The organism is Curtobacterium sp. B18 (assembly GCF_000333375.1).
Classification (GTDB): domain Bacteria; phylum Actinomycetota; class Actinomycetes; order Actinomycetales; family Microbacteriaceae; genus Curtobacterium.
This window is the reverse complement of the sequence record NZ_BACZ01000361.1, coordinates 1-15,073: the sequence shown is the minus strand read 5'-3', so window position 1 is coordinate 15,073 and position 15,073 is coordinate 1. Positions and strand designations below refer to the sequence as shown.

Annotated in this window: 15 protein-coding genes and 1 pseudogene; 11 read left to right on the top strand and 5 right to left on the bottom strand. The window is 72.7% G+C overall.

Annotated elements, in window-relative coordinates; all coding sequences use genetic code 11:
* Positions 1-43: 43 nt before the first annotated feature.
* A complete protein-coding gene (locus I5E_RS09845) occupies positions 44-547 on the bottom strand; it encodes a flavin reductase family protein (RefSeq protein WP_022906826.1) in 504 nt (167 codons plus the stop codon).
* Positions 544-1,059, bottom strand: coding sequence for an NADPH-dependent FMN reductase (locus I5E_RS09840; protein WP_022906825.1), 516 nt, complete (start codon positions 1,057-1,059; stop codon positions 544-546). The genes I5E_RS09845 and I5E_RS09840 overlap by 4 nt, the downstream gene beginning before the upstream one ends.
* 685 nt (positions 1,060-1,744) lie before the next feature.
* Between I5E_RS09840 and I5E_RS09835 the strand changes: the two genes are divergently transcribed.
* The 11 genes and pseudogenes from I5E_RS09835 (at position 1,745) to I5E_RS09790 (ending at position 12,968) form a co-directional block, all read left to right on the top strand.
* Entirely contained in the window at positions 1,745-2,926 is a 1,182-nt protein-coding gene (locus I5E_RS09835) for a sugar ABC transporter substrate-binding protein (protein ID WP_022906824.1), read from the top strand.
* A pseudogene (locus I5E_RS26390) lies at positions 2,923-3,453 on the top strand (ATP-binding cassette domain-containing protein); the annotation flags it as partial. The gene I5E_RS09835 and the pseudogene I5E_RS26390, both read left to right, overlap by 4 nt.
* A gap of 616 nt (positions 3,454-4,069) precedes the next feature.
* Positions 4,070-4,558: a hypothetical protein gene (locus I5E_RS26385; RefSeq protein ID WP_022906822.1), complete on the top strand. Its 489-nt coding sequence runs from the start codon at positions 4,070-4,072 to the stop codon at positions 4,556-4,558.
* Entirely contained in the window at positions 4,558-5,595 is a 1,038-nt protein-coding gene (locus I5E_RS26380; RefSeq protein WP_022906821.1) for an ABC transporter permease, read from the top strand. The genes I5E_RS26385 and I5E_RS26380 overlap by 1 nt, the downstream gene beginning before the upstream one ends.
* Before the next feature lie 31 nt (positions 5,596-5,626).
* Positions 5,627-6,727, top strand: coding sequence for a pyrimidine utilization protein A (rutA, locus tag I5E_RS09820; RefSeq protein WP_022906820.1), 1,101 nt, complete (start codon positions 5,627-5,629; stop codon positions 6,725-6,727).
* Positions 6,724-7,632, top strand: coding sequence for a carbon-nitrogen hydrolase family protein (locus I5E_RS09815; RefSeq protein WP_022906819.1), 909 nt, complete (start codon positions 6,724-6,726; stop codon positions 7,630-7,632). The genes rutA and I5E_RS09815 overlap by 4 nt, the downstream gene beginning before the upstream one ends.
* Positions 7,629-9,275, top strand: coding sequence for an amidase (locus I5E_RS09810; protein WP_022906818.1), 1,647 nt, complete (start codon positions 7,629-7,631; stop codon positions 9,273-9,275). Before I5E_RS09815 ends, I5E_RS09810 begins: the two co-directional genes overlap by 4 nt.
* 43 nt (positions 9,276-9,318) lie before the next feature.
* Entirely contained in the window at positions 9,319-10,776 is a 1,458-nt protein-coding gene (locus I5E_RS09805) for an MFS transporter (protein ID WP_022906817.1), read from the top strand.
* Between the two features lie 121 nt (positions 10,777-10,897).
* Positions 10,898-11,521, top strand: coding sequence for an isochorismatase family protein (locus I5E_RS09800; protein ID WP_022906816.1), 624 nt, complete (start codon positions 10,898-10,900; stop codon positions 11,519-11,521).
* Positions 11,518-12,138 carry a TetR/AcrR family transcriptional regulator gene (locus tag I5E_RS09795; RefSeq protein WP_022906815.1) on the top strand — a complete coding sequence of 207 codons (621 nt, stop codon included), beginning with the start codon at positions 11,518-11,520 and terminating at the stop codon, positions 12,136-12,138. The genes I5E_RS09800 and I5E_RS09795 overlap by 4 nt, the downstream gene beginning before the upstream one ends.
* Positions 12,135-12,968 carry a GntR family transcriptional regulator gene (locus tag I5E_RS09790; protein WP_022906814.1) on the top strand — a complete coding sequence of 278 codons (834 nt, stop codon included), beginning with the start codon at positions 12,135-12,137 and terminating at the stop codon, positions 12,966-12,968. Before I5E_RS09795 ends, I5E_RS09790 begins: the two co-directional genes overlap by 4 nt.
* 8 nt (positions 12,969-12,976) lie before the next feature.
* On the opposite strand, the gene I5E_RS09785 is transcribed toward I5E_RS09790, so the two are convergent.
* The 3 genes from I5E_RS09785 to I5E_RS09775 all read right to left on the bottom strand — a co-directional run.
* Positions 12,977-13,204, bottom strand: coding sequence for a helix-turn-helix domain-containing protein (locus tag I5E_RS09785; protein ID WP_022906813.1), 228 nt, complete (start codon positions 13,202-13,204; stop codon positions 12,977-12,979).
* Positions 13,204-13,815: a hypothetical protein gene (locus tag I5E_RS09780; RefSeq protein WP_022906812.1), complete on the bottom strand. Its 612-nt coding sequence runs from the start codon at positions 13,813-13,815 to the stop codon at positions 13,204-13,206. The genes I5E_RS09785 and I5E_RS09780 overlap by 1 nt, the downstream gene beginning before the upstream one ends.
* Positions 13,816-13,908: 93 nt before the next feature.
* On the bottom strand, positions 13,909-15,073 hold a 1,165-nt coding region (locus I5E_RS09775; protein ID WP_441294325.1), incomplete at its 5' end, for a YeiH family protein.

Sequence of the window (15,073 nt, the reverse complement as noted above, 5' to 3'; positions counted from 1 at the left end):
GGCTGACGCCGCAGCACCGGACGGGAGGTCCGACCGCCGACGCTCAGGCGCTCAGCGTCGCGAACGCGGAGCGGTGCCAGACCAACGGGCTGTGCGCGAAGTCCGACATGAGCCCGAGGACCCGGAGCACGACGATGTCGTGATCCCCCGCCGGGTAGGTGTGCTCGACGGCGCACTCGAGCCAGATCGGAGCACCCTCGAGGAACACCGAGCCCGTCTCGGAGACCGTGGTCTCCACGCCGACGAAGCGGACCGACCGGTCCTTCGACGCGAGCTGCCGGGTGACCTGCGCGTGCCCCTCGCCGAGGATCGAGACGCCGATCGTGCCGGCCTCCCGCAGGACCGGCCACGTCGACGAGGTGTGCTGCACCGCGAACATCACGAGCGGCGGGTCCTGGGACACCCCGACCGTGAAGGACGAGGCGACGAGCACGGTGGGCTCGTCGTCGACGACCGCGGCGAGCGCGGCGACCCCGCAGGGGAAGCCGGAGAAGGCCTGGCGGAGGGCGGTGAGGTCGGGCGCCTCGGGCGAGTAGGGGCTGATCATGAGCGGGTTCCTTCCTGGAGGCTCGCGGCCGCACCGAGGACGACGTCACGCCACCGGGCGAGCCAGACCTCGGTCGATGCGGGCTCGGAGTACTGCTTGTCGTTGAGGTACAGGGCCGGGGCCGGGACGGTCGCGCCGAGCTCGACGAGCACGGGCTTGAGGAAGACCTCGGGGGCGAGGGCGTGTGCGGGCCCGGCGCCGAGCATGAGCGGGACGACGGTGACCCCGGCGAGCCCGTCCCCGGTGCCGAACTGGTCGAGGAACAGCTTGAGCACGCCGGTGTAGGTCGCCTTGAAGGTGGGCGAGGCGACGACCACGAGGTCCGACGCGGCGACGGTGCGCACCGCCTCGGCGACCCCGTCGTCGCCCCAGCCGAGCAGGCCCGGTCCGAGGTCGATCACGTCGACGACGTGGTCCGGCGCACGGCCGGTGAGCCGTTCGAGCACGACGGTGGCCGCGTCGAGCGTCCGTGATGCCGGTTTGGGGTTGCCGGCGACGACGGTGGTGATCATCGTGTGCTGCTCCTGCGGTCGGGGGCGGGGTGGTCGGGGGCGGGGTGGTCGGCGACGGGGTGGTCGGCGACGGGGTGCGAGTGCAGTCCATCCGGCGTTCGTTTCGCCTCCGTGGCGCCGTCGTGTCGGGTGGGTTACGCCAGCGCGCCCCAGGCGACGCGACGGGGAATGTCCTGGTCAGCGGGCGGCGGTGCGGGCCGGTTCCGCGCATTCCGCCAGCGTCGGTCGCCTCCGGGAGCGCCGACTTGTGAGAGACGCGTTACCGGAAGTCGGCGCGGGTGCGTCCGGGGTGTTTCGCCCGGGCGTCGCCGCCGCGTGATCGCGCGGATCCGCGCCGATCCGGGTGCGGGCGGCGGGAACGACCGGCCCGGAACGGCGCGCCGCGGCGGGTCGTCGAGCGTGCCGTGTCGGTGGCCTAACACCGGCGAAACAAACGCCTAACAGGACCGTTACCCCGCGGGCCCCCTCGGCCGTCCGCAGCCCGTTACATTCGCATCAGCCCCACCGGAGCGGCCCCGTCACCCACGACGCATCGCCGCCGGCGGAGCGCTCTCCCACATCCCGTGCCGTGACCGGGCCCCTCGCCGTCACGCCCACCCCACCCCGCGCCGCGGGGTGTTCGGCGTCCCCGCAGCACCCGCACCCGTCACCCGTCCCCGCACCACGTCCTGGAGGTCCTCGACCGATGTCGTCCCCCGCACCCACCCGAACCAGGCTCGTCCGACCCGCGGTCCTGGCCGCCGCGCTCTCCGGCGTGCTGTTCCTGTCCGCCTGCTCCGCCACCTCGACCGCCTCGACCGGTTCGGCGGACGACTCCGCCGGGGTCGAGCACGCCTCCAGCCAGATCACGGCAGCCAGCGTCGACCCGGAGTTCACGTTCGAGGGCAAGCCCTTCGACATGTCGAAGATCGCCGGCAAGACGATCTTCAACATCCCGAACTCGTCCGCGGTGCCGTTCATCGTGTCCGTCGACGAGGCGGGGCAGCAGCTCGCCGAGCAGTACGGCGCGAAGTGGATCGAGTACACGAACCAGGGCACCCCGACCGAGCAGTCCGCCGGTATCGACCAGGCGATCAGCCGGAAGGCCGACATCATCGTCCTCGCGCAGGGCGTCAACGGCGAGCTCATCGTGCCGGCGCTCAAGCGGGCGAAGGCGGCGGGCATCCCGGTGCTGATCAGCCACACCTACCAGACCGGCGAGTCGCTCCCCGACCAGCTGCAGCCGCTCGTCGCCGCGCAGGTCACGGCCCCGTTCCACGAGGCCGCGAAGCTCAACGCCGACTGGGCGATCAAGGAGACGAAGGGCGCGGGCGACGTGCTCATCATCACCTCGTCCGAGGTCCCGCCGTCGGACGGCATCGTCAAGGCCATGCAGGAGGAGTTCGACCAGTACTGCTCCGGCTGCAAGGTGAAGGTGACGAACGTGCCGGTGGCCGACTGGGCGACGAAGATCTCGTCGACCGTGCAGTCCGCGATCCAGTCCGACCCGAACCTCGACTACGTCCTGCCCGTGTACGACTCGATGGCCCTCTTCGTCGAGGCCGGGGTGACGGCGGCCGGCAAGACGGGCCAGGTGTTCACGTCCTCGTACAACGGGACGCCCGCGGTCATGAAGATCCTGCAGCAGGGGAACGTCATGACGATGGACATCGGCGAGAACATGGAGTGGCTCGCCTACGCCACGCTCGACCAGGCCGGCCGCGTCCTCACCGACACCCCGATCGTCGAGGACGGTGACGAGAAGACGCCGCTCAAGGTCTTCACGAAGGACAACGTCGACGAGGCCGGGACGCCGCCGGCGCCGAGCAAGGGCTACGGCGACGCCTACAAGTCCGGCTACGAGGCGATCTGGGGTCCGGCGAAGTGAGCGCCACCCGGGAGGCACGGCTCGGCCCCGCAGCGCACGCTGCGGTCGCCGACGCCGGTGCGGTCTCCGCACCGGTCCTGCGGATCAGCGGGCTCACCAAGCGGTTCGGCGGCCTGACCGCGCTGGACGGCGTCGACCTCGAGGTCCGTCCCGGCCAGGTCCACGCGCTGCTCGGCGAGAACGGCTCCGGCAAGTCGACCCTCATCAAGATCCTCTCCGGCACGTACGCGCCGGACCCGGGGGCGACGATCGAGGTCCGCGGCGCCCGCCTGCCCCTGCCCGTGCCCCCCGGGTACTTCCGCCGCGTCGGCATCAGCTTCGTGCACCAGGACCTCGCGCTGGTGCCGTCGCTCGGCGTGACGGAGAACCTCCGGCTCGCCACGGTCGTCGCCGGCCGCGGGCCGTTCGTCCGCTGGGGCGCCGAGCACCGGGCGGCCGCCGAGCTCTTCGCCCGGTACGGGGTGGACATCGACCCGCGGGCCCGGATCGACGAGCTGACCGACACGCAGAAGGCACTCGTCGCGATCCTGCGGGCCGTCGCCGAGCTGGGCGAGCACCGCGCCCTGATCGTCCTCGACGAGCCGACGGTGTTCCTGCCCAAGGAGGACGCGGACCTGCTCTTCCGCGTCGTCAAGGACCTGGTGTCCGACGGTCGCACGTCCGCGCTGCTGGTCTCGCACGACATGTCGGAGGTGCTCGAACACGCCGACCGTGTCACGGTGCTCCGTGCCGGTCGGGTCCAGGCACACCGTGACACCGCGACCACGACGGCCGACGAGCTCGTCTCGCTCATCGTCGGACGCGGTCTCGACACGGCGACCGCCCGCAGCCCGCGTCCGGCGACCACGGGCGACGCGGTGGTGTCGGTCCGGGACCTCCGTGCCGGTGTCGTCGACGGACTCTCGTTCGACGTCGCGGACGGCGAGGTCGTCGGCATCACCGGACTCGCCGGCTCCGGCGTCGAGGACGTGCTGCCCGGCCTGTACGGCGCGCGGGCGGCGAGCGGTTCGCTCACGCTGCGGGGCACCACCGTCGAGGTCGGCGGGACCACCCCGGCTGCTTCCGTCGCCCGGGGCGTGGTCTACGTCCCCCGCCGACCGGAAGCGCGAGGGCGGCGCCCTGACCCTGTCCGTCGAGCAGAACGTGACGCTGCCGGTCCTCGGGAAGCTCCGGGGCGTGCTCGGGCTCTCGCCGGCACGGGAGCGGTCGCACGTCGAGGGACTCGTCCGCGACTGGGACGTCCGTCCGGCGGACCCGTCGGCGCTGTTCGGCACGCTCTCCGGCGGCAACCAGCAGAAGGCCGTCCTCGCGAAGTGGATGCAGGACGACCCGACCCTCGTGCTGCTCCAGGAGCCGACGCAGGGCATCGACGTCGGTGCCCGCGCGGCGATCTTCTCGATGCTCCGACGGAGGGCCGACCAGGGCGTCCCGATCCTCTGTGCCTCGACGGACTACGACCAGCTCGCCCAGATGTGCGACCGCGTCGTGGTCCTCGCCCACGGCCGTGTCCACGACGTCCTCACCGGCGACCGGATCGACCGCGACGTCATCGCGGCGGCCGTCGTCGCGAGCCTCGTCGATCCCGCCCCCTCCTCCCCCGTCGACTCCTCCCCCGTCAAGGAGACCGCCTGATGTCCACCACCGCCGAACCCGTCCTCGAGACCTCGATCGTCCGTCCCTCCCGCCCGCGCTTCTCGTGGGGGCACACCGAGCGGTACGCGCTGCTCGGCGCCTGGCTCGTCATCGTCATCGCGTTCAGCGTGGCGCTGCCGGACACCTACCCGACGCTCGGCAACCTGCAGAACATCCTCGGGTCGCAGTCGGTGCTGCTCATCCTGGCGCTCGGGTTCCTCTTCCCGCTGACCGCCGGTGAGTTCGACCTGTCCGGTGCCTCGACGATGTCGCTCTCCGCGATGGCGATCGCCGTCCTGAACGCGAAGATGGACGTGCCGCTCGTGCCCTCGATCCTCGTCGGCCTGGCGATCGGCGTCGTCGTCGGGCTCGTGAACGGGCTCCTGACGGTGGCGTTCCGGATCGACTCGTTCATCGTGACGCTCGGCACCTCGACGTTCATGATCGGCATCATCCAGTGGATGAGCGCGTCCTCGTCGGTCACCGGGATCGACGCCGCGCTCGTGAACGCCACGGTCGGCTGGCGCGGGCTCGCAGGGCTGCCGCTGGCGTTCGTGTACGGGCTCGTCGCGACGGTCGTCGTCCTCGTCGTCCTGAGCGCCACGCCCGTCGGCCGCCGTCTGCTCTTCGTCGGCACCGGCCGCACGGTCGCCGAGCTCTCCGGTCTGAACGTCCGTCGGCTCCGGGTGGGCGCGTTCGTCGGCGCCGGCTTCACCGCCGCGGTCGCCGGGGTCGTCTACGCCGGCACCCTCGGTGGGGCGGACCCGTCGAGCGGACAGTCATTCCTGCTCCCCGCGTTCGCCGCCTGCTACCTCGGGGCGACCGCGATCATCCCCGGGCGCTTCAACGCCATCGGCACGTTCATCGCCGTGTACTTCCTGTTCTCCGGCGTCGTCGGGCTGCAGATGCTCGGCGCCGACAACTTCGTCCAGCAGCTGTTCTACGGCGGCGCGCTCATCGTCGCCGTCGCCGTCTCCCAGACCATCCGTCGACACGCCGTCGCGAGCGCCGCCAAGGCCGCCGCGAAGCAGTCCTGACCCTCCACCACACACAGAAAGCGAGTCCCCCATGGACATCGGAGTCTTCATCCCGATCGGCAGCAACGGCTGGCTCATCTCGACCACCTCGCCGCAGTACAAGCCGTCGTTCGACCTCAACCTCGAGATCGTGCAGAAGGCCGAGTCGTACGGCTTCGACTTCGCCCTGTCGATGATCAAGCTGCGCGGCTTCGGCGGTCCGAGCGGGTTCTGGGACGAGAACCTCGAGTCCTTCACCCTGATGGCCGGGCTCGCCGCACGGACGGAGCGCATCCGCCTGTTCGCCACCACCGCGGTGCTGACCATCCCGCCGGCGATCGCCGCCCGCATGGCCGCAACGATCGACTCGATCTCACACGGACGCTTCGGGCTGAACCTCGTCGCCGGCTGGCAGAAGGCGGAGTACGACCAGATGGGGCTCTGGCCGGGCGACGAGGTGCACTTCAAGCGCCGCTACGCGTACCAGACCGAGTACATGCAGGTCATGAAGGAGCTGTGGGAGGACGGCGTCAGCAACTTCCAGGGCGAGTACTTCCAGATGGACGACTGCCGGATGCTCCCGAAGCCGACGTCGCACATCCCGATCGTCTCGGCCGGCCAGTCGTCCCAGGGCATGGCCTTCGCCGCGGAGTACTCGGACTACAACTTCTCGATGGGCGTCGGCGTGAACACCCCGACCGCGTACGCCGAGCAGAACCAGGCGCTCCTCGAGGCCCGCGCGAAGACCGGCCGCGACGTCGGCTCGTACGTCCTCTTCATGGTCATCGCCGACGAGACCGACGAGGCCGCGCAGGAGAAGTGGCAGCGCTACAGCGACGGCGTGGACGTCGAGGCCATCGCCTGGATGACCGGGCAGGCGCTCACCGACACGAACGGCGAGGACGGCAACACCGCGAAGCGGATCTCGCTCCCGGAGGGCGCCGTGAACATGAACATGGGCACGCTCGTCGGCTCGTACGAGCGCGTCGCGGCGATGCTCGACGAGGCCGCCGCGGTCGAGGGCACGAAGGGCATCATGCTCGTGTTCGACGACTTCCTGCAGGGCATGGACGACTTCGGCACGAAGATCCAGCCGCTCATGCGCACCCGCGAGGGCGTCGTCTCCTCCGCACCGAGCGCGGTCACCGCATGACGGCCGACACCACGGCGCCGGTCCTCGAGGTCGCGGTCGTCCAGGCCGGGCAGATCCCCGCCGACCACGACCGGGCGCTCGACGAGCTCCTCGCCCTGTTCGAGCAGGCAGCGGCGGGCGCCGACCTCGTCGTCTTCCCTGAGCTCACCACGACGCCGTACTTCTGCGGCGTCCGGAACGACACCCGCAAGGAATGGGCGCAGCCGGTCCCCGGTCCGGCGACGGCCCGGTTCGCCGCGGCCGCGAAGCGACTCGGCACCGCGGTGGCCTTCGGCCTCTACGAGGACGCCGGCGACGCGCAGTACAACAGCGCCGTCCTGATCGACGCGGACGGCACCCTCGTGCACGGCACCGACGTGCACGGCGACCACGTGCCGGCCTACCGGAAGACGTCGATCCCGACGAACGCGATCTCCGACGTCGACGAGAAGCACTACTTCGCGCCGGGGTCTGGGCCGGTCGTGTTCGACGCGCTCGGCACCCGGTTCGGCATGCTCATCTGCTACGACCGGAGCTTCCCCGAGTACTGGCTCGCCTCGCGTGCGGCCGGCGCCGAGGTGATGCTCGTGCTCGTCTCCTCGATGGGCTTCCGCGAGACGCTCTTCACGCAGGAGCTGCAGGTGCGCGCCCTCGAGACGCAGACCTGGGTCGTCGCCCCGAACCGGGGCGGCGAGGAGACCGTCGACGGCAAGACCGTGAGCTACTTCGGTCGCTCGTCGGTCGTGTCGCCCCGCGGCGAGCTCGTGGTCTCCGCCCCGGCGCACGAGGCCGGCCCGATCGTCCGGGCGACGCTCGACGTCGCCGAGGTGGCGGCAGCGCGGTCGGACTTCCCGCTCGGGCGCGACCGGCAGCCCGGGGTGTTCCGCTACCTCGCAGATGCCCACGCGGCGGCGGTGCCGGCGTGACGGACGTCTTCGCCGTCGTGCGCGGGACGATCGCGCCCCAGCTGGAGCAGGCGCTGCGGGACAGCCGCGCCAACCCGCTCCCGGCCGCGCCGTCGTCGCTCCCCGCCGAGCCGGGCCACAGCCACGCGCTGTTCGCCCGGCTCCTCGGGGCGGCGGTCGACGCCGCGCCGGCACCCGCCGCGCCGACACCAGCCGCACCGGTCCGCGCGACGACGGACACCGCGTCCGACCCCGCCGCCGCGAGCGTCACGGAGCTCCTCGCCGCCTACCGCGACGGCGCCACCACCCCCACCGCGGTCGTCGCCGCCCTCGCTCCGCACTGGACGAGCGACGCCGTGTGGTCCGACGCGGTCCTCCGACCGGTCGACGGTGCCGAGCAGGCAGCGGCGGAGTCCACCCGGCGCTGGGCCGCGGGCGACGCCCGTCCGCTCGAGGGCATCCCGTTCGCGGTGAAGGACATCATCGACGTCGCCGACACGGTCGTCACGAGCGGGTCGCTGCAGACCGGCGACCGCGTGGCCCCCGCCGACGCGACCGTCGTGGCACGACTCCGTGCCGCCGGGGCGATCCCGGTGTTCATGGCCGCGACGACCGAGTTCGCCTGCGGCGGCCCGCACAACGCCCGGTACGGCGCGGTCCGGAACCCGTGGGACCCCGAGCGGTGGACGGGCGGGTCGTCGACCGGCTCCGGCTCGGCGCTCGCCGCGCGGATCGTGCCGCTCGCCCTCGGGTCGGACACCGGCGGCTCCATCCGGGTCCCCTCGGCGCTGTGCGGCACGACCGGCATCAAGCCGACGTACGGCCTCGTCCCCCGCACCGGCGTCGCGAGCCTGTCCTGGACCCTCGACCACGTCGGCCCGATGGCCCGCACGGCCGAGGACCTCGCGCTCGTGCTCGCCGTCGTCGCCGGCGGCGACGGCGAGGACCCGACGACGCACACCGCGGTCCCGCTCGTCGAGGCCGCGCCGGACCGCGTCGTCGGACTCCGCATCGGTGTCCCGCGCGGCTGGTTCACCGAACGGGTGGACGGCGCCGTGCTCGACGCGCACGCGGCCGCGATCGACCGGTTCCGCGGCCTCGGGGCGACGATCGTGCCGATCGAGTTCGACGACCTCGAGGCGATCGACGCCGAGTGCTGGACCGTCTTCTACGGCGAACTCGCCGCCAACCAGGAGGCCAACGCCGACACCGCCGACCTGTTCGACGCCGGCACCCGGGCACGCTTCGACGTGGCGTTCACGCCGACGGCCGCGGACTACCTCCGTGCCCTCCGTCGCCGTCCGCTCGTGCAGGCCGCGATGGTCCGGCGGATGGACGAGGCCGGGGTCGACGTCGTGCTGACACCGGGGATCGGCGCCACCGCGCCGCGCCTCGACGACCTCACGATGTCGGTCGACGGGGTGCCGTACAACCTGCACGACGTCGTCCCCCGGAACACCCGGCTGTTCGACTACGTCGGCTTCCCCGCGCTCATGATGCCCGCCGGGACCGCGCCGGACGGTCTGCCGGTCGGGGTCCAGCTCGTCGCGCGCCCGTGGGACGACCGGCTCGTGCTGTCCGCCGCCGCGGCGTTCCAGGCCGTCACCGACCACCACCACCGGGTGCCGCCCGCATCCGCCACGAGAGGGTCGACCGATCAGTAACCGCACCACGGACGAGGGCGGCGCCCGCCGACGCGCGTGGCAGGTGCTCTGCGCCTCGAGCCTCAGCGTCGTCCTCGTCTTCATCTCCTCGAGCGCCCTGCTCGTCGCCCTCCCCGACGTCAGTCGCGACCTCGACGCCACCGCCCTGCAGTCCAGCTGGGTCCTGCTGAGCTACATGCTCACCACCACGACGCTCATCCTGGTGTTCGGCCGGATCGCGGACCTCGTCGGTCGCCGTCGGCTGTACATCGCCGGCATCCTCGTCTTCCTCCTCGCCTCGCTCGCGTGCGGGATCGCGCCGGACGCCGCCGTCCTGCTCGCCGCACGACTCGTGCAGGGGGTCGGTGCCGCCGCCATCGTGACGAACACCACCGCGCTCCTCACCGACGTGTTCCCGGAGTCGATCCTGTCGCTCGCCCTCGGGCTGAACGCCACCGTCGCCGCCGTCGGGCAGGTCATCGGCCCGGTCGTCGGGCGGCTCGTCGCGGAGTCGTTCGGCTGGCGCTGGATCTTCCTCGGCGGCATCCCGATCTCGCTCGCCGGCCTGGTGTGGTCCCTGCGGCTCATCCCCCGAGCGGCCCGCCCACGCTCCGGCGAGCGCCTCGACGTCCCCGGCTCGCTGCTGTCCGTCGCGGCGGTCGGCCTGCTCGTCGGTGCCGTGTCGGTCGGCGGCTCAGCCGGGTGGGCGGCGACGCCGGTCGTGGCGATGGCCTCGGGCGCGGTGCTGCTCGGCGCCGTGTTCGTGTGGACCCAGCGCCGTGTGGCGCACCCGCTCGTCGACCCGGCGATCTTCCGTGACCGGGCGACCATCACGCTGTTCTCGGCCGCCGGACTGTGCGCGCTGTCGAGCTACGCGCTCGTGCTGCTGGCGTCACTGTCGTTCCAGGCGGTCTCCGGCAAGGACGCCGTCGAGGCCGCCCTCTGGGTCCTGCCGACCCCGATCGGCACGACGGTGGCCGCGGCGAGCGCCGGGGTCCTCGCCCGGCGGGTGCCGGCCCGAACACTGTCGACCATCGGCATGCTCCTCATCGCGGTCGGCGCGGCGGTCCTCGCGGGCTCCCTCGCCGACGACGGCGACTACGCGGTCACGGCCGTCGGACTCGGTGCCGTGGGCGTCGGCACCGGCGTGTTCATGACCCCGAGCACAGCGGCGCTGATGACCCGCGTGCCGGAGCACCGCCGGGGCATCGCGAACGCCATCCGGTCGGCGCTCCAGAACGCCGGCTTCCTGTTCTCGACGGCGCTCGGCCTGGCGATCGCCACGAGCGGCCTGTCCGCGGCGCAGCAGGCCGCGGCCTACGACGGCAGCCTGCTCGGCCTGCCGGCGACCGACGTCCAGGCCTTCGTCGACGGGGTCCGCGCGGCGGCGCTCACCTTCGCCGGGTGCGCGGTCGTCGGTGCGCTCATCGTCGCGTTCGGTCCGTTCGGACCACCCGACCGGGAGGCGCCGCTCCGGCCCGGCACGTCGAGTCCCGTCCCCGGGCCGGGGACGACCGCATGACCGCCACGACGCGTGCGCGCCGCTCCGTCCGCACCGGCCGCCGGAGCGGCGGCCGACCCGACGGGGCCGCACCGCGCCTCCAGGACCACCACCGCCCCACGCACGACGGAAGCAGGACCGCATGAGCGACGACCACGACGACTACGCCTCGGCCGGGTACACCGGCGCCCTCGAACCCGGCCGGCGGGCGGCGCTCGTCGTCGTGGACCCGGTCCGGGCGTACGTCGACCCGGCGTGCGGGCTGTACGCGGGGGTCGAGGAACCCGTCGAGCGGATGCGCGAGCTCACCCGGGCGGCGCGCGCGGCCGGCGTGCACGTCGCCGTCACGACGATGGCGCTGTCGGCCGACGGGTCGAACGCCGGGGTGTTCTTCCGGAAGGTGCCCGCGCTCGCCGCCTACCTGCCGGGGACCTCGACGGGCGCCTTCATCGCGGGGCTCGCCCCGGTCGACGGGGACACCCTGGTGCCGAAGCAGTACCCGAGTGCGTTCTTCGGGACCTCGTTGGCCGCGGACCTCGTGGCCCGCGGGGTGGACACGCTGTTCATCGCCGGGCTGTCGACGAGCGGGTGCATCCGGGCGACCGCGACCGACGCGATGCAGCACGGGTTCGTGCCGATCGTCGTGCGCGAGGCCGTCGGCGACCGGCTGCCGAGCGTGCACGACTCGAAACTGTTCGACATCCATGCGAAGATCGGCGAGGTCTGGGGCATCGACCGGGTGCTCGCGCACTGGAGCGCCGCGTGAGCACCGCGGCACCGGTCCGCGGACGGCCGCGGAGTGCAGCGGTCGACGAGGCCGTCTACGTGGCGTGCGTGGCGATCCTCGCCGAGGGCGACCCGCGGGCGTTCACGATCCGGGCGGTGGCCGACGCCGCCGGGGTGGGGGCGGCGACGATCTACCGGCGGTGGCCGAGCCGGGACGTGCTCCTCACCGAGACCGTCATCCGCCTGATGGAGGAGACGATCCCGACGGAACTCGACGCGCCGATCGACGAGGGCGTGCTCGGGCTCACGCGCGGCTGGGTGCACGCGCTCGTCGCGACCCCGGTCGGACGGGCCCTGCCGCTCATCGTGGAGGCCGCCTCGCACGAGCCCCGGGTCGCCGAGGCGGTCGCCGCGTGGCACCTCGACCGACGCGTCCGGGTGAACGCGATGCTGCAGCGCGCCATGGACGCCGGCGACCTGCGGCCGGACGTCGACCTCGGGATCGCCGTCGACCTGCTGGGCGGCCCGACCTTCTACCGCCGGGTGTTCGTGTCCATCGACATCCAGGCACCCGACTACCCGGTGCGCCTCGCCCGGGAGTTCCTCCGGTGGGCCGGGTGGACCGGCGACACCACGACCGTGGGGGTGGTCTCGTGACCGACGTCGCGCCGGACGACCGGCTGGACGAACCGACAGGACGCCGTCCCGTGCCGCCGTGGACGGACATGGGCGTCGGCGACGTCGCGCCCGGGCACTGGATCGGCTTCAACCGACGCTCCGACGCGGCCCGGCAGGTGTCCGACCTCATCCGCGCCGACATCGTCGCCGGTCGGTTCGCCGGACCGCTGCCGTACGAGTGGGAGCTCCTCGACCTGTACGGCACGACGCGGAACGTCCTGCGCGCTGCTTTGACGCTGCTCAAGGAGCAGCGGCTGCTCACCCGGGCCCCGCGCTCCGGCACGTTCGGGGTGCGCCCGGTGGCCTCGGTGAGCCTCGCCCGCACCACCGAGGAGGTCACGATCTACGGCGAGACCGCCGGCGGCAGCATCTTCGACTCGCCCCGCCTGAGCATCGTGCACCTGTGCGTGCAGCTCGTCCCGGCACCGGAGACCGTGCGGCGGAACCTCGAGATGGACGGTAGCGCTGCGTACTTCGTCGAGAGCCTCATCTCGTTCGACGGGGAGCCGAGCCGGGTGCGGACGAGCTGGGTGCCGCGCGAGCGGTTCCCGGACCTCGTGTCGGAGCCCCTCACCGAGTACGTGCCGGACGTGCTCGTCCGTCGGGTCGGGCAGCGGCCGGTCGCCCGTCGGCTCCTGCTCAGCACGGTGAACGCGGACCAGTGGACCGCCGACCTGCTCGACATCGACCCCGGTCAGGCGATCTTCCACATCGAACGGCTGATGTGCCTGGCCGACGGCACCCCGGTGGAGTACGGGTTCTCGCGGTACCGGGGCGACCGGGCGGTGATCGACTCGCGGGTGGTGTGACCGGTCGGCTAGGACCGTCGGACGGAGAACACGTCGCCCGGCTGGCAGTCGAGCGCCTCGCACAGGGCCGTGAGCGTCGAGAACCGGATCGCCCGGGCCCGGTTGTTCTTCAGCACCGACAGGTTCACGACGGTCACGCCGACCCGGTCCGCGAGCTCGGTCAGGGACATCCCACGGGCGACGAGCAGGTCGTCGAGGTGGCAGACGACCCGGTGGCCGTCCTCCTCCGGCGGCATCAGACGAGTCCGGCCTGGTCGCGCACCATCCGCTGCGACGCGGTGAGGGCGAACCGGAAGCAGGTCACCAGGAGCACGCCGAGGTAGACGGGCACGTACTGCGGGTCGACGAGCGGCGTGGGGAGCCTGCCGTCCCACCCGAGCCCGGCGACCACCCAGTTCCAGCCCATCCGGCGAACGAAGTCCGGCAGGAGACCGGCCACGATGGTGAGCCCGGCGACCCAGTCGAGCAACCGCGTGGTCCGACGGTCGAAGAGCCCGCCCCGGCTGATCTGCCACGCGACCGCGGCGACGGCGGCGATGAGGGCCGCGACGGCGACCACCTCGACGGCGTCCCCCACGCGGATGAGCCCGAGGGCCCCGGCCGGGACGTCGGTCGTCCGGACGCGCATGGTGAGCTCGGTCGCCTGGACCGTCGCGCCCCCCGGCGGCTGCGGGACCCGGGTCGTCGGGTCGATGCGCACCGGCACGGTCACGACACGGTCGCGGACCGAGTGGACGAGGTCCGCGACGTACCACCACACGACCCACGCGACGCCGACCGCGCACGCGACCACGTAGGCGAGGTAGGACCGCGAGCCCCGCGGCGGCTCGTAGACGGATGTGGTCATGTCGGTCTCCCTTGTCGATCATCGATACCATCGAACATCGATAGCAACGATAAACGATGGGTCGGATCGGGGCAAGGCCCGGCAGGGGACCCGTCAGAGGAGGCCGAACACCGCCTGCGCGCCGAGGCTCGTGCCGCCGACGAGCACCCACAGCGCGATACCGAGCAGCATCGGCCGGAACCCCGCCCGTCGGAGTGCGCCGAAGTCCGTCGAGACGCCGATCGCGGCGAGGGCCACCGTGATGAGGAACGTCGCGGCGGTCGAGAACCCCGGGGCCGCAGCGGCCGGCAGCACCCCGACGGTGCGCAGGAGCACGACCACGAGGAAGCCGACGAGGAACCACGGGACCAGGCGGAACACGCCGGCTCCGCGGACGCCCCCGGCGCGACCCTGGTCGTCGGCGGACGCCTGCTGCGCACGGGAGGTGCGCCGCGCCTCCAGGCCGGCCAGCCCCAGGACGATCGGGATGATCATGAGCGTCCGGACCAGCTTCACGACCACGGCTGTGTCGGTCGCCTGGCGACCGTAGACCGTCGCCGTGGCGACGACCGACGAGGTGTCGTTCACCGCGGTCCCCGCGAAGACGCCGAAGGCGTGCTGCGACAGCCCGAGCGCGTGCCCGACGAGCGGGAAGACGAACACGGCCGCGATGTTGCAGAGGAAGATCGTCGACATCGCGTAGGCGACGTCGGCACTGACCGCGCCGATCACGGGGGTCACGGCCGCGATCGCCGAGGCGCCGCAGATCCCGGTGCCCACACCGATCAGCGTGCGGAGCGCACCGGACACGCGGAGCAGCCGACCGATCCCCCACGCGGCGGCGAGGCACACGACGAGGGTCGTCAGCATCACCGGCAGGGTCTCGCCGCCGATCCGGAGCACCTCGGCGATCGAGAGCTGTGCGCCGAGCAGGACGACCGCGAGCTGCAGGACCCGGCTCGACGCGAACTTCACGCCGGGCTGGAGGACGCCGAGGTCACCACCGGCAGCCGCGCCGGTGCCGGACGCGGGGCCGCCGACCTCCTGCTGCCGGCGCCGACGCACGAGCCAGCCGACGAGTGCGCCGAGCACCACCGCGGGGACGGGACCACCGACGACCGGGACCTCGCGGCCGACGAACGTGGCGGCGAGCCCGATGAGCACGGCGAGGGCGACACCGGGCCAGACGGTGCGGAGGACGGCATGGCGTCCAGCATGGCAGCACCCGGCGGGCGCGCGCGCTTTGCGGCAGCCCTCCGGGGGGTCTGCCCCGTTATCA